Genomic DNA, 17,435 nt, shown 5'->3' with positions numbered 1-17,435 from the left:
CATCTATTAAACCAATTACAACCATTATGAAAAGAAATCACCTTACATTATTTTTTTTGTTCTTAACTTCTTTTATTTATGCTCAGGAACCATTTGTTACGGTATGGCAGGCCACAGCACCATCATATCAGATAAATATACCGATAGTTAATGAGGCTGGTAATAACTATACTGTAGATTTTGGAGATGGAACTGTGTTAACCAATCAAACCGGGCCTTGTAGCCATGTTTTTGAGTCTATTGGCGGTGAGGAATTACATACCGTAACTATATCTGGTACATTTGGAAGAATAGATTTTTCAACAATGCCTGCATCAGCGGTTAAGCTGTATTATATTCAGCAATGGGGAGATGTGCAATGGACCAGTATGGAACATGCTTTTTTTTCGTGCTATCAGCTAATTATAACTGCTACTGATACTCCTGATTTGAGTCAGGTTACAAGTATGGAAGGTATGTTTCATGGAGCTTCTAACCTTAATTCAGACCCTGAATTTCCTTTAAATCTAAACAATTGGGATGTTTCAAATGTTACTAATATGAAAGATTTATTTAGAGAGGCTCCTATTGGTGAAACTTCCCTTGATAATTGGGACGTTTCTAATGTTACTAATATGGAAGCCATGTTTGCCGATGTTACTAATTTTAATGGGAATCTAAATAGTTGGGATGTATCCAGTGTTACTAATATGAAGCAAATGTTTTATAACACGCAAATGTTTAATCAGCCATTAGATAATTGGGATGTTTCAAATGTGACCGACATGTCTTTTATGTTTAATAAAAATGACGTGTTTAACCAACCATTAAACAGTTGGGATGTATCCAGTGTTACTAATATGGAACAAATGTTTGGAGGTATAGAATCTGTAAGCAGTCATTTTAATCAGCCATTAGACAATTGGGATGTTTCAAGTGTTGTTAACATGAAAGGTATGTTTGCTAATGCTGTAGTCTTTAATCAATCTCTAGATAGTTGGAATGTTTCAAGTGTTACTGATATGTCATATATGTTTTACAGAGCATATGATTACAATCAGCCATTGAATAGTTGGGACGTGTCTAGTGTAACGAATATGAGATATATGTTTAATGATGCACATGTATTTAATCAGCCATTAAATGACTGGGATGTTTCCAGTGTTACCGATATGAGGTATATGTTTACTGATGCTAATAATTTTGACCAACCATTAAATAATTGGGATGTTTCCAGTGTAATAACAATGGAAAGAATGTTTACTGGAGCAGATGTATTTAATGGTGAAGTAGCAAACTGGGATGTATCCAATGTTGTTAACATGGGATATATGTTTGGTGGTGCAGAATTATTTAACCAACCTGTAGGAGATTGGGATGTTTCCAATGTAACTGATATAAATTCAATATTTGCGAACACAAATAATTTTAATCAGCCTTTAAATAATTGGGATGTTTCTAATGTTATTGATATGAATAGTGCTTTTAATGGAGCTTTATCTTTTAATCAGGATTTATCAGATTGGGACTTTTCAGGGGTACAAGCTAATTTTGTTTATTTTGTATCTGGAACTAATCTGAGTACAGTGAATTATGACGCTCTTTTACTTCGATTTGCCGAACAGGAAATAGAAAATCAGTTGTTGATATCATATTATCTTTCTTATTGTGATTCTGTAGTCAGAAATTATCTAATTAATGATTTGGGATGGAATATATCTGAGGACGAGCAGTCTGATGATTGTGAGACCGAAGCAAATCCAATAAACGGATATGTGTTTTTTGATGAAGATAATAATGGATGTACCAATAGTGATGTGCCGGCAGCAAATGTTTTAATAAAAGCAACTAACGGTAATTTTAATTATATTACAACAATAGATACTGACGGCTATTATGAAATGGACACATTTGTAGCAGGTACGTATGAAATAGAGGTTATTGCTAATAATTATTTTACTGTATCTCCAGAAACAGCTACAGTTACCTTTACAGGCACAGGAGATACAGAAGAACTTAATTTTTGTATTACAGCTAACGAGTTAGTAGAGGATTTAAATATAACTATCCTGCCTGTAACTGATGCCCGTCCTGGATTTGAGGCAGAATATCAGTTAGTAATCGAGAACTTAGGGATACAGTCTATCCCTATAGTAACGGTAAGTTTTGAGTATAACGATGCAATGCAGTCTTTTGTAAGTGCTGTTCCGGCTGCATCATCAAACTCAGGAAATGTACTGACTTTTACATTGGCCGATTTTCAGCCTTTTGAAAGCAGGACAATTGATATTATTATGCAAACGTTTACCCCACCTACAGTAAATGGTGATGATGTTTTAAATTTTACAGCTACTGTAACCCCTAACCAAAATGATTATACTCCTGAAGATAATACTTTTGAATTTGAGCAAATTGTGGTAAACTCTTATGATCCTAATGATAAGCGAGTGGTACAGGGGAGCGAAATATATCCTGAACAGACAGATGAATATCTTGACTATATTATAAGATTCCAAAATACAGGAACTGCAAGCGCCATAAATATAAGGGTTAAGGATGTACTTAGTGAAGAGGTAGACTGGAATACGTTTAGACCGATAAGTTCAAGTCATGAATATAGATTAGAAATTACTGATGGTAATCAGGTAGAGTTTATTTTTGAAAACATCAACCTTCCTTTTGAAGGTGAGGATGAAGCAGGTAGTAATGGTTTTATAGCCTATAAAATAAAACCTGTTGCCGGACTTGAGGTTGGTGATATTATTCATGGTAACGAGGTTAACATTTATTTTGATTACAACCTACCTATTATAACAAACAGCGTTACAACAGAGATAGTTAGTTTGATGGGAGTAAACGATTATGCTTTAACCGGCAGCATTGTATTATATCCTAACCCTGCTAATGATGTTCTTCATTTAAAAAGTGAGAATAACGTAGCTCCGGAAATGGTTGCCATATATAACCTACAAGGGCGCGAACTAATGTCTTTTAACCAGAATATGGAGAATATGAATATTAGTGGTTTAAGTGCAGGTGTATACCTTATAACTGTAAAAACCAGTCAGGGGTCAGCACAATACAAACTAATAAAAGAATAATCAGAGATATTTTTAAAAAAGCCCCTGTACTATCAGGGGCTTTTTTTTTATAAGGCATAAGTTTTTGGGGAATCTCAACAACAAAAAAACAGGTAATCCGTTTAACTTAGCATAAAATGAAGATTTAAAAACCAACAATCACACCATGCTGAAAAACCTATTTACCTGCCTTACTATTCTGTTAGGTATTCAAACTGTATTATCTCAAAACATTACCGCTAAAATTATTGATTCAGAGACAGGGGAGAGCCTTTCTTATGCCAATGTTCAAATTGACGGAGAAGATAGTGTAGTAAGTAACTCTGAAGGGTATTTTAGCATACCTCCAAAAAATAATGATGAGAAGACTACACTAACCGTTTCTTTTTTAGGGTATTATACCGAGAATCTAACCGTAGGGGAATTAAAGAATATTAACTTCCTTATAAAAATGCGTCCAGGGACTTTTGAGTTGGAAACGGTATACATATCCAATACAGAAATTGATGCCTATAGTATAATGGCTTCTGTCAGGAAGAATCTTAAAGCCAATTATACAGATTCAGGTAAACCAACAAAAAATACTGTTTTTTTTCGTGAGTCAACAGTAATAAGGCCTAAACAGGTTAAGCTTGAAATGACACAGGCTACGGGATACAGCAAGCAGCAAATTAAGGATGCTAATAAGGAACTGGATGAGTTTGCCGCAAAGATGATAAACTATCCTCCTAAGCAGTTTACAGATAGGTTATATAACTATTATACTTCTACAAAAATACATAAGGAAAAGCCGGTGCCGGTTCAAAAACTTGAAGTCGTAAAAGCAGTAAAATTTAAGGATGCTAACCGATCGGTAACCCTGGATGATATGGAAAAGTTAGGTGCACAGGTTTTATTTAAGCACTTAGACGCCACAAAACATTACAGGATTAAAAGCGGACTTATAGGGGTGAGGGATACCATAGTGTCAAACAATAGTTTTGTTACTGATAGTGAATATCGTGAACTTGAGGACGCGGAGAAAAAGACCAACCAGAAAGCAGCAAGATCATATAACTGGACTTTTTTGTACAGAACAAATATTTTAATCAATGGCAGATTTGACTTTATTAATAGCAGTGAGTTAAGCGAATTATATGAATACAGCTATGCCGGAGTTGCCGAGAGTGACGATAAAAACAACCGTATTTTTATAATCAAATTCAGGCCCAACAAGAGAAGGGCTAAGTATACAGGAACGTTGTATGTTTCCGAGAAAGACTATGCTATTGTAAGGGCGGATTATACTTTAGTGGAAGGAAAGAAGCTTAGTGGTATTAATCTAAAACTTATTTTAGGTATTAAGCAGGCTGAGAATTTTGATAAAGGTACGTTGGTATATAAAAAGAGGGAATCGGGGGAATATTACCTGCAATATGCTTCTCAGGAAAACGGACAGTACATATATATAAACAGGCCGCTGAAATTTATAGAGATAACAGAGGGTGATAAAGACAAGGTAGGTTTTGACTTTAAAGCCGAAATGGATGAGTTTGAGAAAGAAGAATATTTTGTTATGTCGGAATCAGCAATAACAGAAGGCGATTATGAAGCCGCTCAGGAACCCGAATTTGATTATATGCAGTTAGGAAGTTACGATCCTTCTGTATGGAAAGAATATACCACGATAGAGCCTTTAAACGAAATGAAGCAGTTTAAATCGGTTGAGTAAGAGAAAGCAAAAAGCCCATACATTGTATGGGCTTTATTTTTTTAGATTGATACCTGATTATTACTTCAACATGTAAGTAATGGCGCCACCATCAACAGTAATGTCTGCACCACTTATAAAGCTTGCTTGGCCGGAAGATAAAAACACTACTGTATTTGCAATTTCATCGGCAGTACCAAGGCGTTGTAGCGCGGTTGATGCCGCTAAATTTTCTTTAGCTTCAACATTCGCTACACTATCCAGTCCCGGTGTTTGTATTGGTCCCGGGCTAACAAGGTTTACACGTATTTTTCTTTCAGCCAGTTCGTTTGCTGCAATTTGGGCAATTTTGTTTATGGCTCCTTTTGTAGCAGAATATATACTGGTTCCTATACCGGCAGCTGTTGCCACTATTGATGAGGTGAATATAACCGACGAACCATTAGCCAGATGAGGCATTAATTTTTGTAATGTAAAATAATGACCTTTCACATTGGTATTAAACTGAGCATCAAAATCTTCTTCGGTTGTTTGTGCTATAGGTCCGAATGTGGCGATTGCGGCATTCAGGAAAAGTACGTCTAGTTTCCAGTTGTTTTCTGCAACAAATTTTTCCAAAACTGCAATACCATCAAGGTTTGAGGTATCAGACACTAAAGTCTTTAAATTCGGATTATTGATTTCATCTGAAGCCTTTTGCAGGTTATCGGCACTTCTGCTTGTTATTATTACGTTTGCTCCGGCATTAATAAATGCTTTTGCTGTTGCTAGACCTATTCCTGTACTTCCGCCCGTTATTACTACGTTCTTGTTTACTAAACTCATTTTTTGATTTTTAATTATTAACAGTACAAAAGTAAATTACATTAATTTATTATTGTAACTTTGTAACTAAAAGTAACAGTAACTTTAGAGTAACCAGGTAACTTATGACAGAAAACATTTGCCACAAGAAAGAAATCATGGCTATCCACGACACAATGGACGTGTTGGGAGGGAAATGGAAAATATCCATTATATCTACCATGTGCTACTATAATAAAAGACGCTTTTCTGATATACTGAATGATCTTAATGGTATATCTAACAAACAATTAAGTAAAGAGCTGAAGGAATTGGAGCTTAATAAGCTTATTAAACGTACTGTTTTAGATACCCAGCCGATATCGGTACAATACAACCTTACGGATTATGGGCAGTCCCTGCAAAACCTTATTCATGATCTTGCAGCATGGGGCGCAAAACACAGGCAGGTAATAATAGGAGAAAGTAATGTTGTTTAATTAAACTCACTAAATAAGCTGAGTCTAAACAATATTAATATGAATAGTTGCGGAAACGCACAATAAATTATGGAAACAACAAATAAAAAAATAGCTTACTCGATACTTGAGCTTGCCATTGTATCGCGTGGCGTTACTATAGAACAAACATTTAAAAACAGTGTTACTTTAGCACAAAAGGCCGAAGAAATGGGGTACAAGAGGCTATGGTTGGCAGAACACCATAACATGGTACATGTAGCCAGCGTTGCCACTTCTATACTTATAGGGCACATAGCAGGAAATACAAAAACAATCCGTGTAGGATCGGGAGGTATAATGTTGCCTAATCATTCACCGCTTATAGTAGCTGAGCAGTTTGGTACGCTCGGGAGGCTATATCCTAACCGAATTGATTTAGGATTAGGAAGGGCGCCGGGAACCGACCAGTTAACGGCACACGCTATCAGAAGTGACAGAATGCAGTCGGTAAACAGTTTTCCTGCTGAGATTGAGAAAATACAACAGTATTTCTCAACAGAAAGCGAGTGGGAGCAGGTACGTGCTGTAGTAGCCGAAGGGGTTAATGTACCATTATATATTTTAGGTTCGAGTTTAGACAGTGCTCACCTTGCTGCAAAAATGGGACTTCCGTATGCTTTTGCCAGTCATTTTGCGACGGGGTTGCTGGAAGAAGCACTACATATTTACAGAAAAGAGTTCCAGCCTTCTGAGTATCTTGATAAGCCTTACACCATTGCAGGTGTTAATGTAATTGCAGCCGATACCGATGATGAGGCTGAAAGGAACTATACGTCACTGATAAGGATGTTTTTAGGCATACTTACAGGAAAAAGAGAACCTTTACAGCCACCTATGGAAATGACGGATGAACTGATGATGATTCAGCATAACCCTGCAGTAAGGGAAATGCTTAAATACTCTTTTGTAGGAAGGAAAGAAGCTGTTGCGAAGCAGGTGGATAGATTCCTGAATGAAACCGGTGTAGATGAACTGATGGTCGTGTCAAACTTTTATGATCATAATGACAGGATTAAATCCTATCAGATTCTATCTGAAATAATAGACGAACGAAATAGGTAATATTGATAAATAAAAAAAGCCCATACATTGTATGGGCTTTTTTTATTTAAGTGAATTTATAGGATTAAAATCATTTTAACAGGAGCAGTTTATATCATATAAGTATTTCGATTTCCTAAATTGGAAAATTGCAGAATCTGAAATAAAGGAAATCAATGTGATAAAAATTCGTCAATTTAATTGACCTTATTTAGCTATTTAGGAAAAATATACTAAACCTATAAAAATTTATAAGAAGAGAAGAATAAATGTCTAATTTTAAGCCAATTATTTTTATAATGCATCTAATTTATGAGAAAAACAATACTTTTTTTATTTCTTATTTTAAGCCTTGTCCAAATCTACGGACAGGAACGAAGTCAGCAAAACGACTCCAGGGTATATTTGCCTCTTATTGAAAAGCAATATGTTGAAGATAAAATTGCAACAGATGCCAAAACCCCCTTATATGAGTTTGCTATCCTGACCGATGTTGATTATACCACAACTAATAGTGGTACCTGGACAGAACTGCCTAACGGCGACCGTGTTTGGAAATTAAGATTTACATCTGATAATGCTAAAAATACTTGAGGGGTAAAACTAAAAATACAAGTAAATAAAGGGATTAATTATAATTTTGGTTGAATTTGATTTAATTACTCTTTAATTTTTGGTTGAAGCCTTATCCTAATTTTGGCGAAAACTTTAATTACCCATTTTATTTTTGGCGAAAAACGGCCTTAGTACAAAAGATTGTATCGTATTGATGCTTTAATAAGTGCTAAGGCTCTTATTTTACTTAGACGAACCTCTTTGTCCTGATGGTGTTTATTTTGGCTTACAAGCTTTATATGGCCTGCTTTCTCCGATTTCTGCACATACTTGATTGTCACAAGCTCCTCGCCGCTCATATCTAACGACACAAGATACATCTCTCCCCAGAAAATATCGTTTTTTATATCCTGTACATTCTTATAAGCCACTATGTCGCCGCTTTTTAGTAAAGGATACATACTATCTCCGGTAACAAACAAAGCTCCGTCACAGTTAGGTAAATTAGGTATGCTTATATAGTCGATTGGGTTTTGACTGTTAGGATTGTCCAGTAAGTGTACAAGCCCGGCAGATGCTTCCATATTATATATAGGTATTACCTGCATCTCCTTTCTCCTGTCTGTCCTAAGTATATAAGGATTAACCTGTAACCCTTTACTCCTGTCTAAGTTAGGGCTATCCGGCCGCTGTAGGTTCTTTATCGTTTCCCGGCTATACTTCTTATGCTCATTCCAGTCACTTGCCATTTCGGCGATGTCTCCACCCTCAATAATATAAGGTAAGTTTTTTTGCATATTTGGTTTACTGCCAAAATCCTTACCGTTTTCCTTACTGTTTTCATCGGTAAGGTTATTTGCTGTTTTGGTTTTAATCATTTTACCCAATCCAGTCATAAGCCAGTCAGAGCTTAATTCAGGAAAAGCAACTAATATATTCGTAATTTTATCAGCTCCCACGTCCTTATTTAGCTTGTCAGTGTCCAATAAACCACGTGAAAGACCTGTTTTTTCAAAAAAATCTCTCTGCGTAATCCCTTGACTATCAACAAAATTCTTTATTCTTGTACGAACATTTTCGTTTTTTTCGTTCATTTTTGCTATAAATACGAATATATTAGTATATTTGTTCCTGTAATAATTAACAAAGTAAATCAAAAAATATGAGTACACGAAAAAAATTTACTGACAGCTATTACCACGGTGCGGCGACAATAGTTGCAGAAAGGACAAACGTCACTCCAAGATATGTGCGTGATGTACTTAGCGGTTTATATGACGGTGATGGCTTTACAGCCAAGAGACAGAAAACAGTAAAGAAAATAAAGGAAGCAGCAAAGCCCTTTAAAAAGAAGCAAAATGAGGCTAATTACAATTAACGTAAAAGACCTTCTAAGTAAGAGCCAAATTCCTCAGACTCTGACTTCAGCTCATTTATTAAAGTCTCGGTCAGATTTGCAAAAACGGCTTCTTTCTGCTTTGCAGCCTCGTCAAACAAAACCTTCCCGATTGCTTCCTTTCCGGTTATCTGAGTGGCTAAAGCTTTTATTATCTGCTCCTGTAAAAATAGGTCGGTTTGTAAAGCGAGAATTTTTGAGAACAAATAATTAAACATTTTATCCTCCCTAAAGGTGAGGTTATCATCCATAGTTACTACGATTTAAGATTAGACACCTCAAATGTAGTGATTTTCCCGAAAGGCCTACAGAGTGGTTCGAGTCCACTCCGGGAGCAACCAATTAGAACCAGTAACAGTAAAATGAACTTCAAACCAAACGACATACTTTTAAGAAAAACCTCAGATGGCCAAACTGTTTGGCTTAATGAGCGTTTAGTCGTTGAAGTTTGTGGAGTTACTACAGAGTATTTATGGAAGGTTCGCAGTGTTTATAGAAAGACGGTTCAAAACTGCTACCAACGCTTTAATATTTTGCCTGCCTCCGGTAAAAGTTGGAGATGGGCAAAAATTAACAGCCAGTTCTATTATGATATTGACTATCTGCCAAACAGAAGCCCTAAGTTTTACAGAGATTTGTTTGGAGATAAGAATGACCTTGTAGAGAGCTTTAAGAATTTTGAAGCTCAACAGGATAATCAATTACTTGAAAGCTATTTTAAAGGCTATATAAAGGCTAATGAAAAAGACTTTTTGCATTGCTATATAGATTGTACTAAAGAACAACAAAAGGCACTTGCCAAAGCTTGTACGGTTCTTGAGTTCTGTATTACCTATATTCAGGAAAACGAGTTCAGGACAGCTAATGAAGGTTACAAGATTCTTGCTGACCTTATTGAAAAACACGAGCTGCGCTACCTTCCTAAAAATTACAGGATACTTAAAGAAAAGATTGCCGAAGTAACCGAGACAGGAGCAGCTATTGCAGAAGTGATACAGCTACCACGTGCCGGGAACACCAACGCTCTTGAGTACAACGACCCGGAGGTTCTGTCTTGGGCTATGCAGCTTACAGCAATGGGGCAAAACTATTCAAACGACTTTAAAACAAGAAAAATACAGGATATGTGCCGCCTGCTTGGTAAGAAAGTGCCTTCACGCAGGTGGTTTGGCCAAAACATTTACGAGCAGCATAATACAAAGTTCCTTACCGCTTCTCAAAGGTTTGGTAAGGGTACTACAAAAGCCTCTATTTATGAGGGCTATGTACCACTACAAAACGCACTTTTTGCGGGAGATTGTTGGCAGGTAGATGCTACCCGTGTTAACATCATATCACACAAGGCAGATGACGGAGCTAAAAAGTTCCTTTACATAGTAGCTGTAAGAGATGTTCACAGCGGCGATGTACTTGGTTATTGCTTTGACTATAGCGAGAACCGTTGGAGCGTTATAAATGCCCTTAAAATGGCGGTTCAGTCTGCCGGGTATCTTCCTTACGAGTTAGTATTTGACCGTTTTCCGGGACACAATACCGATGAGGCCAAAAGACTTATAAGCTCATTAGAGCAAATGGCTGTAAAAGTTACCATTGCGCACAATGCAAATGCAAAGGCATCACTTGAGCGTTGGTTCGGAACCTTACAGTCAGTATTTATGATGGACAGCCAATACTATTACGGTGAGGGTATCAAATCAAGAAGGACGCACGCACACCGCAGCCCTGAGTACCTGTCCCAACTTGAAAAAGAAAGCAATAAGGCCGGGTTTGACCTTGCCGCAGCATATAACGAGGCTGAGGGTATTGTAGAGGCTTACAGAACCACTCCATACTCTTACTACTCCCGCAAGAATAAAGATTTGAATAAAACACCTAAGCTAATGCATGATGAGAGTGAAAAACCTCACGTACAATGGTTAGAAAACTATCAAATCTCAATGATTTTCGGTCTTAAAAAGAAACTTCAAATCCGTAATGGGTTTATTAAGACAGAAATTCAGAAAACAGAGCGCATTTACCAAGTGGATTATGAGGTAATGAGCAACGAGGCAGAGGTAATAATCAGTTACGACATGGAAGATTTAAGCTTCGTGTACCTGTTCAAATCAAAAGGGGCTTTCCTTGTGCATCTTGGCGAAGCTCAGGAGTTCAGCAAACCACAACTTTACGGCCCTCAAGCCGAATACAATAAGCTTGCAGAGGCAAAACAAAGGCTTGCAGATATTGAAGCCCGAAAACAGGCAGAACTTGAGGAGAAAACCGGATATGATGATGTGAGCCTGATTATGGGACGCTTTACAAACAAACAGGATGCCGAAAGAGCGGAGACAGCTCTACTGCTTCAATCAGCACAAATAGAAAACGAAGGTATAAAAAAAGCTGTTGGCAGCACTTACAATACAACCAACAGCCACGAGATCGATATTAATTCCTTTACTAAAAATCAATATTAACCAAAACTCAAGTAAACCATGACAAATGTACAAAAAAGCGAGATTGTAACAGCCATAAACCGTGAAATAACAGCATTAGGAAGCGGGAACAAAGTATCTGTTAAATGCGATGTGTCAAATGCGACAATCTCCAATATGATAAACGGTAACTGGAACCTTATTAAGCCTGAAATGTGGATGAAGGTCGCAGGCCGATTAAATGTAGTTTTCTCAGGTTGGCAAATTGCCGAAACTACCAACTTTAAAACCATCTGGACAGTATTAAACGACGCTAAAGAACAAAGCCTGTTTATACCAATATCAGAAAAAGCCGGAGCGGGTAAATCTGCCGCTATTGAGGTATTTGTAAAAACTATGCCGGGCGTGTACAGAATAAAGGCAAACGAATGGGCAAAACGTGAGTTTTTAACAGAACTGACTACAAGTCTTGGGATAGAGATACCAAGAGGCGCAGTATCGGTTTACAAGTTAGGTGCTAAAATAATCAACTTCTTTAATGAGAGAGCCTTTGAAAAGCCTCTTTTAATCATAGATGAGGCCGACAAGCTTAAAGCTCCGGCACTTCGTTACCTGATACCGTTTTTTAATGAGCTTGAAGATAAGGTGGGGCTTGTAATATGTGGCACTGAGAACCTTAAAAAAGAGATTAAAAACGGCGTAAGGCTTAACTCTAAAGGCTATGACGAGATAGACAGCCGCTTTGGCCGAAACTATGTAACCCTTATAGGTTCTACAGCTAAAGATATCGAAATGATATGTCAGGCTAACGGCATACACGACAAAACTAAAGCACAAAAGATATTTAAAGAATGTAACCCTTTGCCTGTGACTATAGGACAGGAAGGTCAAAAGCAAATCTTACAGGTTGTACAGGACATGAGAAGGGTTAAGCGAGTAATAAAAAGAGAGTTAATAACCCAAAAAGCTTAGTTATGACAGCAAACTACATCTACAACCCGGAAAAGAGGCACTTAATCTTAACCACGCCGTCAGGAAAACCAGTGTTAAGTATTGCCGGAGCTATAGCTCAGAGAATGTACGACAGAATTAACCAACAAAAACGCCAACCAATGGAAATGAATGCCGACCAACTTGAGAGAAAAATAGCCAAGCTTAATGAATGGCTTTTAGCGAACCCCGAAGGTACACATGATTACAGGCTTAACAAGCAGTCCCGTGACTACCATGTAAACAAGCTTATGGATTTGGAAAACAGCGGACTTCGAAAAATTAAGGTATGACAGCCGCTCAGCAAAACCGAAGGTATAAGCTGCACCAAAGGATAAAGAAACTTTATCGCTATGACCCCAACAAAAGGACAGTAATGTGCCTTATAACGATGAGCAAACCAACAGGTATTTAAACGAGTTAAAAACAAAATTTAATTACAACATACAATTAGAAATAACATGAAAACAAAGGTAGAAGATATTGAGGTAAACAGAGCTGAAACGGTAGGTTCTCAGATTCAGCAAGGGTTAACAAACAAGCCTATTGACATTGAAGGATTAAGCGATGCAGAGCTTGAGCGCATACTTGCCTATCGTAAGGAGCAAAAGGATGCCGAGAACAAAGCTAAAAAGGCAGCTTTTGAGAAACAAAAGGAAAAATTTATTAGTGACACTGTGAGCCAGTTCAGGGCAGCAAGTGAGCTGCTTGTCAAGCTAAAGGCTGACACTATCACTCAGGCAAACGAGCTGTTTAAAAAGATGTTTGAGGTTAACGGTAAAGAGCTGAAGGAGCAAAACACTTTCACTTTTAAAAGTGATGACGGCAAAATGAAGGTGCAGGTAGAGCGTCAGGAACGCTTTGAGTTCACAGAGGAGGCAATTGTTCATATTAACTCTATACGAGACATATTCAGGGCGAAGTTTCAGGACAGGAATAAGGGCTTTTACAACCTTCTGGACGGCATCCTGATGAAGAACTCAAAAGGCGATTACGATGCCAAGCTCCTAACCAAAGCCCGCAAGCAGGTAAATGACTTAGGTGATGCCGCCCTGATAGAGGAGTTTGATAAGCTTGTAGACTGTCAGCGAGTTACAGGCTCATCAACTTACTGCCGAGCTTATGCGGTTGATGAAAACGGAAAGTGGCAGGATATAAACGTACAGTTTTCGAGCTTATAAGTAGTGTGTTTATTTGGTTAGTTGGTTATCCCTGAAGGCGAATTGGAATGCCTTTTACTGCGGGTTCGAGTCCTGCTCAGGGAGCAAATAAAGTTCATTGACATATCGGAACAAAAGGAAAATTGGTTAGTTGGTTTTCCCTGATGTCGAAATTGGTAGACGATAGCCCACGAGAGGGCGAGTGCAACGAAAGGTGTAAATCCTTTGTAATCCTAAAGGAGGAGGTACGTGCGGGTTCGAGTCCCGCTCAGGGAGCAAATTTTAAAACAATCATAGATATGGAAAAAAGCAAATTTAAACTCTGGACAGTAATACAGGTACTGTTCATCGCTCTAAAATTAACAGAGCTAATTGACTGGAACTGGGGTTGGGTTCTTAGCCCAATTTGGATGCCTTTTGTCGCAGCTTTATTACTTACAATAGCTGTAGACATTGCAGAAAAGTATGATTAGTTAGGTAGTTGGTTATCCCTGAAGGCAAATTGGAATGCCTTTTACTGCGAGTTCGAATCCCGCTCAGGGAACAAATTTAAATACTAAAAATGAACATAGAAAAACAAATTAAGTACGCAGGTAAGGTGTTGTCGGCACTTCAAACCCTATTTGATGAAGAGAGTGAAAATTATATAGGGTTAGATGAACTAAGAGAGGGCGACAACATGAGTGATTTCATTCGCGTGTTAGCAACAAGCGCTCCACAACACATTTACATCAAGTTTACAGAAGAGGAAATAGATCCTCTTGATTTTAATTACATCGCTAATCGCTTAATTGTTCAAACAGAATTAAGTAAGTAACAATCCGCAGTGGCACTCATCCCGGTTCGAGACCGGGAGCGGAGCTAATAAATTATGTAAATCATGGCAACAACAAGAAAACTAATGACCCTCTTTAGCAAGTATGGCATTGACGAAAAGCAACGCCATGAGCTAATTTATGCATGGACTTCCGGCAGAACCCAAAGCAGTAAGGATTTGTTAAGTATTGAAATCGACGAGCTGTGCGAAAAGCTCGACAACGATTACAGATATAGGACTAACCTTGATGCAAACACGGAGCTTGCCAAAAGGAAGTTAAGAAGTGAAGTATTAACCATCGCTCAAAGAACCGGGATACACAATCCAAACGACTGGAAAGTGTTTAACCGCTTCATGTTAAACAGCAGCATACTCAAAAAGCGACTGAACGAGTATGAGCTTGACGAATTAGAGCGCCTTGTAAAGCAGTTTAGAGGCATAGAGAGTAATTATAGCCGTTCGGCGGCAAAAGCCGGGACAAAGGCTTATTTCCACTCTAAAGGGCTTCCTAAACCTAACTTTAATTAGTGGCCTATAACAAGAAAAACTATTACACCCGCATTATAGAGATACAGAACCTTACAAAAGACTGTCAGTCGCTTGGTATGACTAATGTACACATCTACAAAACGTACATCCTGCCTCATTACCACATCTCTAAACGCACTTTTGACGAGTACCTGGGCATACCTGCCGAAAGGGAACTAAAAAAGCTTAAAGAAGCAGAGAACAATCAAACTAAACTATTTCCGGATGAAGAATAACGAAGAAAAAGCATGCGCTCACGAGAGCCGGTACACTAAGGTTCTGGACAGTTCTGCCACGTGTGAAACTACAGTAACAGCCTGTACAGCCTGCGGGGCGCATTTAGACAAACCTATAACACAAAGTTAGTATGACAGAAGAAGTACAAAACAAAATTGCTAAGGTTTACGAGCTTGTGAACCGAGGCGAACAGGGAGAGCGTGAAGCTGCTAAAAAAGCCCTTGACAAGCTTTTAAAAAAGTACAACTTAGATGAGTCGGCCATAGCAGCAATAAAGCTCAGGCGATACACTTTTAAATATTCTACCAATTTGGAGCTTATGCTGCTTTCACAACTGATAGAATATTTCTTAAAAGGCAAAGAAGTGGCAGCTTACAGGGATACAAGGATGTGTCGTGAGGTAGTTATGAAGCTTGAATATGTTGATTTTATCCTTATAGATACAGCATACGAGTATTTCCGCAGGCACATGAAAGCACAGTATAAAAAGCTTTGCCTGCCTAAAATAAACAGATGCAGGTCAGTTAAAACAAAGAATAAAAGGCGTGCTGAGCTTCAGGATTTGTTTTTCAGAAAGTATGTGGTAGCAAGTAAGATTTACCATACAGACCAACTGGAAACGGTAGACCTTTCAACGCTTACCGATAAGGAACGTAAAGACAGGATGGCCTTGTCAGGCGTTCAGGGTGGCGAGTACAACAGTCAGGTATCAACAGGATTATATCTTGAAGCATGAAACTAAAAATAGAGCTTTCAATATTTCAGTTAGCTATAATAAATGAGCTGATTGCAGACAACCTGCCTATAATGTCAAGAGGTTTGCTTAAAAGTGAAAAAAGTGCCTTTTACCTTATGTCTCAGGTTGCAGATAAGCTTCTTAAAAAAGCTATAGATAAGCGGGTATCAGATAAGAAATTCAAAATTTCATTACAGTATTACGAAGCTTTTGCCCTGCACCAGTTCTTGTTAACCTTCATTGACTACACCGAAACTGACAACAGGAGGATAACACGTGATATAATTGGAATAATCAATCAAAAATTAGCATAATGAGTACTTTAAAAACTTACACCATAACCGGGACGAGCTTTGAAGGCTCACTGGTGTTTAAATACGATTTAAACGGAAGCTTACAGTCGTATGAGCTAGACGGAGAGCTAAACGATGTGCAAAAGAAGTGGTTATATAACGGTAGATTCCCATTCAATGAGGTGGGTATTAGAACCTTTATGTCCATAAATAATTTTACCGTACATGGCGGTGAACTTGACCTGAGCTTTGACCACTTTTGGGATGCCTATGCTTTTAAGGTTGGCAAAAAGCCTATGGCTGCTAACATCTGGAAACGGATGTCTAAAGCCGATAAAATTGCCGCACTAACAGGCATTAAGCCTTATGATGCTCATTTAAGGCGACACCTTCAAAGAGAGAAGGCAAATCCTACCACTTACCTCAACCAAAGGTATTGGGAGAACGAATGGAATAAATATTAACCTTTAAAAGACTCTTAAATCATGGAAAAAATAATAGCAGCTGTAGTGTTTGTTATTGTGATAATAGCTATCACATCATGCAGCCCGGTAGAAGATTACTACGATGATGAACCAATAGATTTTACATCACATGATCCTGTTCCGGTAGAACTCTTAGGAGACTACACGGCGCAAAACGGCAAAGAGGTGCTGATAAAAATAGCTGAAGACAACATCACACTAAACCTTAGTGATTATACAGGCGAGTACTTTGATTTACACCTTCTGGAATATTCGGTTTTCAATAATGGCGACTGTTGGTATATTGTGTACCTCCCGGATGGTAGAGAGATACGGTTTAGCAACTACATAAAGGAGCTTGATTTTATTGTCTTGTCGATATGGCAAAACAACACCCGAAACGAGATAGGCGTATTCTACAAAACCCAAAAAGCACAACCTTTAAAATAGTTTTAAAACATGACAAAAACTGAACAAATTGAGGTAGATGACCTCTTTAAAGATGCAGCTATAATAGTTGTCGAAACAGGAGAAGTAAGGCCTGCAAGACTTCAAATGAAGTTAAAAATAGGCTATATGAGAGCCAGTAGGATTGTAGAACAGCTAAGAGCTGCTGAGATAGTGACGGGAGAACAGCCTTACTGTGTAGTGCAAATCAAGTCACTGGACGACTTAGAAACTCACCTGCAGAACTTGTAAAGTAAATCCATAATAGATAAAGAGAGGCTTAGGCCTCTTTTTTTTGCTAACTTTG

General features: G+C 38.0%; 23 protein-coding genes and 1 tRNA gene. 21 read left to right on the top strand and 3 right to left on the bottom strand.

The window, feature by feature from the left end:
• Positions 1-26: 26 nt before the first annotated feature.
• Together FUA48_RS16275 and FUA48_RS16270 are read left to right on the top strand one after the other, a co-directional pair.
• On the top strand, positions 27-3,080 hold the full coding sequence (locus FUA48_RS16275; RefSeq protein ID WP_147584514.1) for a BspA family leucine-rich repeat surface protein: 3,054 nt from the start codon (positions 27-29) through the stop codon (positions 3,078-3,080).
• 145 nt (positions 3,081-3,225) lie between these two features.
• The gene (locus FUA48_RS16270; protein ID WP_147584513.1) at positions 3,226-4,770 is read left to right on the top strand and encodes a carboxypeptidase-like regulatory domain-containing protein; all 1,545 of its coding nucleotides are present in this window, start codon (positions 3,226-3,228) and stop codon (positions 4,768-4,770) included.
• A 60-nt stretch (positions 4,771-4,830) separates the two neighbouring features.
• Here FUA48_RS16270 and FUA48_RS16265 read toward each other — a convergent pair whose 3' ends face one another.
• On the bottom strand, positions 4,831-5,574 hold the full coding sequence (locus FUA48_RS16265) for an SDR family NAD(P)-dependent oxidoreductase (RefSeq protein ID WP_147584512.1): 744 nt from the start codon (positions 5,572-5,574) through the stop codon (positions 4,831-4,833).
• 104 nt (positions 5,575-5,678) lie between these two features.
• Here FUA48_RS16265 and FUA48_RS16260 point away from each other — a divergent pair, with 104 nt between their 5' ends.
• The 3 genes from FUA48_RS16260 (at position 5,679) to FUA48_RS16250 (ending at position 7,688) form a co-directional block, all read left to right on the top strand.
• Positions 5,679-6,032 (top strand): winged helix-turn-helix transcriptional regulator, encoded by a 354-nt coding sequence (locus tag FUA48_RS16260; RefSeq protein ID WP_147584511.1) that lies wholly within the window; start codon positions 5,679-5,681, stop codon positions 6,030-6,032.
• 69 nt (positions 6,033-6,101) lie between these two features.
• Positions 6,102-7,115, top strand: coding sequence for an LLM class flavin-dependent oxidoreductase (locus tag FUA48_RS16255; RefSeq protein ID WP_147584510.1), 1,014 nt, complete (start codon positions 6,102-6,104; stop codon positions 7,113-7,115).
• Between the two features lie 291 nt (positions 7,116-7,406).
• On the top strand, positions 7,407-7,688 hold the full coding sequence (locus FUA48_RS16250; RefSeq protein ID WP_147584509.1) for a hypothetical protein: 282 nt from the start codon (positions 7,407-7,409) through the stop codon (positions 7,686-7,688).
• A 149-nt stretch (positions 7,689-7,837) separates the two neighbouring features.
• Here the strand turns inward: FUA48_RS16250 and FUA48_RS16245 are convergent, their stop codons facing one another.
• Positions 7,838-8,743, bottom strand: a complete 906-nt coding sequence (locus tag FUA48_RS16245) for a S24 family peptidase (RefSeq protein ID WP_240732501.1) — start codon at positions 8,741-8,743, stop codon at positions 7,838-7,840.
• Between the two features lie 68 nt (positions 8,744-8,811).
• Between FUA48_RS16245 and FUA48_RS16240 the strand changes: the two genes are divergently transcribed.
• Positions 8,812-9,027, top strand: coding sequence for a hypothetical protein (locus FUA48_RS16240; RefSeq protein WP_147584508.1), 216 nt, complete (start codon positions 8,812-8,814; stop codon positions 9,025-9,027).
• On the opposite strand, the gene FUA48_RS16235 is transcribed toward FUA48_RS16240, so the two are convergent.
• Positions 9,024-9,296 carry a hypothetical protein gene (locus FUA48_RS16235; RefSeq protein WP_147584507.1) on the bottom strand — a complete coding sequence of 91 codons (273 nt, stop codon included), beginning with the start codon at positions 9,294-9,296 and terminating at the stop codon, positions 9,024-9,026. The two genes, FUA48_RS16240 and FUA48_RS16235, sit on opposite strands and share 4 nt — an antisense overlap.
• A gap of 111 nt (positions 9,297-9,407) precedes the next feature.
• On the opposite strand from FUA48_RS16235, the gene FUA48_RS16230 reads away from it, so the two are divergent.
• The 15 genes from FUA48_RS16230 to FUA48_RS16170 all read left to right on the top strand — a co-directional run bounded on the left by FUA48_RS16230 (position 9,408) and on the right by FUA48_RS16170 (position 17,380).
• The gene (locus FUA48_RS16230) at positions 9,408-11,498 is read left to right on the top strand and encodes an integrase catalytic domain-containing protein (RefSeq protein ID WP_147584506.1); all 2,091 of its coding nucleotides are present in this window, start codon (positions 9,408-9,410) and stop codon (positions 11,496-11,498) included.
• Positions 11,499-11,516: 18 nt separating this feature from the next.
• Entirely contained in the window at positions 11,517-12,428 is a 912-nt protein-coding gene (locus tag FUA48_RS16225; protein ID WP_147584505.1) for an ATP-binding protein, read from the top strand.
• Between the two features lie 2 nt (positions 12,429-12,430).
• Positions 12,431-12,739 carry a hypothetical protein gene (locus FUA48_RS16220; protein WP_147584504.1) on the top strand — a complete coding sequence of 103 codons (309 nt, stop codon included), beginning with the start codon at positions 12,431-12,433 and terminating at the stop codon, positions 12,737-12,739.
• Positions 12,740-12,907: 168 nt separating this feature from the next.
• Positions 12,908-13,627 (top strand): DUF3164 family protein, encoded by a 720-nt coding sequence (locus FUA48_RS16215; RefSeq protein WP_147584503.1) that lies wholly within the window; start codon positions 12,908-12,910, stop codon positions 13,625-13,627.
• A gap of 137 nt (positions 13,628-13,764) precedes the next feature.
• Positions 13,765-13,882: transfer RNA gene (locus tag FUA48_RS16210), tRNA-Leu, on the top strand.
• Positions 13,883-13,905: 23 nt separating this feature from the next.
• Positions 13,906-14,079, top strand: coding sequence for a hypothetical protein (locus FUA48_RS18450; RefSeq protein ID WP_168197005.1), 174 nt, complete (start codon positions 13,906-13,908; stop codon positions 14,077-14,079).
• An 89-nt stretch (positions 14,080-14,168) separates the two neighbouring features.
• The gene (locus tag FUA48_RS16205; protein ID WP_147584502.1) at positions 14,169-14,423 is read left to right on the top strand and encodes a hypothetical protein; all 255 of its coding nucleotides are present in this window, start codon (positions 14,169-14,171) and stop codon (positions 14,421-14,423) included.
• 63 nt (positions 14,424-14,486) lie between these two features.
• Positions 14,487-14,951 carry a hypothetical protein gene (locus FUA48_RS16200; protein WP_147584501.1) on the top strand — a complete coding sequence of 155 codons (465 nt, stop codon included), beginning with the start codon at positions 14,487-14,489 and terminating at the stop codon, positions 14,949-14,951.
• The gene (locus FUA48_RS16195; RefSeq protein WP_147584500.1) at positions 14,951-15,187 is read left to right on the top strand and encodes a hypothetical protein; all 237 of its coding nucleotides are present in this window, start codon (positions 14,951-14,953) and stop codon (positions 15,185-15,187) included. Before FUA48_RS16200 ends, FUA48_RS16195 begins: the two co-directional genes overlap by 1 nt.
• Positions 15,177-15,317, top strand: a complete 141-nt coding sequence (locus FUA48_RS18445; RefSeq protein WP_168197004.1) for a hypothetical protein — start codon at positions 15,177-15,179, stop codon at positions 15,315-15,317. The genes FUA48_RS16195 and FUA48_RS18445 overlap by 11 nt, the downstream gene beginning before the upstream one ends.
• Position 15,318: 1 nt before the next feature.
• On the top strand, positions 15,319-15,924 hold the full coding sequence (locus FUA48_RS16190) for a hypothetical protein (protein WP_147584499.1): 606 nt from the start codon (positions 15,319-15,321) through the stop codon (positions 15,922-15,924).
• Positions 15,921-16,238, top strand: a complete 318-nt coding sequence (locus FUA48_RS16185) for a hypothetical protein (RefSeq protein ID WP_147584498.1) — start codon at positions 15,921-15,923, stop codon at positions 16,236-16,238. The genes FUA48_RS16190 and FUA48_RS16185 overlap by 4 nt, the downstream gene beginning before the upstream one ends.
• A complete protein-coding gene (locus tag FUA48_RS16180) occupies positions 16,238-16,681 on the top strand; it encodes a hypothetical protein (protein ID WP_147584497.1) in 444 nt (147 codons plus the stop codon). Before FUA48_RS16185 ends, FUA48_RS16180 begins: the two co-directional genes overlap by 1 nt.
• A gap of 21 nt (positions 16,682-16,702) precedes the next feature.
• Positions 16,703-17,131 carry a hypothetical protein gene (locus FUA48_RS16175; RefSeq protein WP_147584496.1) on the top strand — a complete coding sequence of 143 codons (429 nt, stop codon included), beginning with the start codon at positions 16,703-16,705 and terminating at the stop codon, positions 17,129-17,131.
• A gap of 9 nt (positions 17,132-17,140) precedes the next feature.
• Positions 17,141-17,380 (top strand): DNA translocase FtsK, encoded by a 240-nt coding sequence (locus FUA48_RS16170; RefSeq protein ID WP_147584495.1) that lies wholly within the window; start codon positions 17,141-17,143, stop codon positions 17,378-17,380.
• Positions 17,381-17,435 lie beyond the last annotated feature (55 nt).

It is taken from the genome of Flavobacterium alkalisoli, assembly GCF_008000935.1.
Lineage (GTDB): Bacteria > Bacteroidota > Bacteroidia > Flavobacteriales > Flavobacteriaceae > Flavobacterium > Flavobacterium alkalisoli.
This window is presented reverse-complemented; position numbering and strand designations above follow the sequence as displayed.

Excerpts from the sequence above, each read along its gene's own strand:
- FUA48_RS16275 (WP_147584514.1), top strand. The coding sequence starts at position 27 with ATGAAAAGAAATCACCTTACATTATTTTTTTTGTTCTTAACTTCTTTT.
- FUA48_RS16270 (WP_147584513.1), top strand. The coding sequence starts at position 3,226 with ATGCTGAAAAACCTATTTACCTGCCTTACTATTCTGTTAGGTATTCAA.
- FUA48_RS16265 (WP_147584512.1), bottom strand. The coding sequence starts at position 5,574 with ATGAGTTTAGTAAACAAGAACGTAGTAATAACGGGCGGAAGTACAGGA.
- FUA48_RS16260 (WP_147584511.1), top strand. The coding sequence starts at position 5,679 with ATGACAGAAAACATTTGCCACAAGAAAGAAATCATGGCTATCCACGAC.
- FUA48_RS16255 (WP_147584510.1), top strand. The coding sequence starts at position 6,102 with ATGGAAACAACAAATAAAAAAATAGCTTACTCGATACTTGAGCTTGCC.
- FUA48_RS16250 (WP_147584509.1), top strand. The coding sequence starts at position 7,407 with ATGAGAAAAACAATACTTTTTTTATTTCTTATTTTAAGCCTTGTCCAA.
- FUA48_RS16245 (WP_240732501.1), bottom strand. The coding sequence starts at position 8,743 with ATGAACGAAAAAAACGAAAATGTTCGTACAAGAATAAAGAATTTTGTT.
- FUA48_RS16240 (WP_147584508.1), top strand. The coding sequence starts at position 8,812 with ATGAGTACACGAAAAAAATTTACTGACAGCTATTACCACGGTGCGGCG.
- FUA48_RS16235 (WP_147584507.1), bottom strand. The coding sequence starts at position 9,296 with ATGGATGATAACCTCACCTTTAGGGAGGATAAAATGTTTAATTATTTG.
- FUA48_RS16230 (WP_147584506.1), top strand. The coding sequence starts at position 9,408 with ATGAACTTCAAACCAAACGACATACTTTTAAGAAAAACCTCAGATGGC.
- FUA48_RS16225 (WP_147584505.1), top strand. The coding sequence starts at position 11,517 with ATGACAAATGTACAAAAAAGCGAGATTGTAACAGCCATAAACCGTGAA.
- FUA48_RS16220 (WP_147584504.1), top strand. The coding sequence starts at position 12,431 with ATGACAGCAAACTACATCTACAACCCGGAAAAGAGGCACTTAATCTTA.
- FUA48_RS16215 (WP_147584503.1), top strand. The coding sequence starts at position 12,908 with ATGAAAACAAAGGTAGAAGATATTGAGGTAAACAGAGCTGAAACGGTA.
- FUA48_RS18450 (WP_168197005.1), top strand. The coding sequence starts at position 13,906 with ATGGAAAAAAGCAAATTTAAACTCTGGACAGTAATACAGGTACTGTTC.
- FUA48_RS16205 (WP_147584502.1), top strand. The coding sequence starts at position 14,169 with ATGAACATAGAAAAACAAATTAAGTACGCAGGTAAGGTGTTGTCGGCA.
- FUA48_RS16200 (WP_147584501.1), top strand. The coding sequence starts at position 14,487 with ATGGCAACAACAAGAAAACTAATGACCCTCTTTAGCAAGTATGGCATT.
- FUA48_RS18445 (WP_168197004.1), top strand. The coding sequence starts at position 15,177 with ATGAAGAATAACGAAGAAAAAGCATGCGCTCACGAGAGCCGGTACACT.
- FUA48_RS16190 (WP_147584499.1), top strand. The coding sequence starts at position 15,319 with ATGACAGAAGAAGTACAAAACAAAATTGCTAAGGTTTACGAGCTTGTG.
- FUA48_RS16185 (WP_147584498.1), top strand. The coding sequence starts at position 15,921 with ATGAAACTAAAAATAGAGCTTTCAATATTTCAGTTAGCTATAATAAAT.
- FUA48_RS16180 (WP_147584497.1), top strand. The coding sequence starts at position 16,238 with ATGAGTACTTTAAAAACTTACACCATAACCGGGACGAGCTTTGAAGGC.
- FUA48_RS16175 (WP_147584496.1), top strand. The coding sequence starts at position 16,703 with ATGGAAAAAATAATAGCAGCTGTAGTGTTTGTTATTGTGATAATAGCT.
- FUA48_RS16170 (WP_147584495.1), top strand. The coding sequence starts at position 17,141 with ATGACAAAAACTGAACAAATTGAGGTAGATGACCTCTTTAAAGATGCA.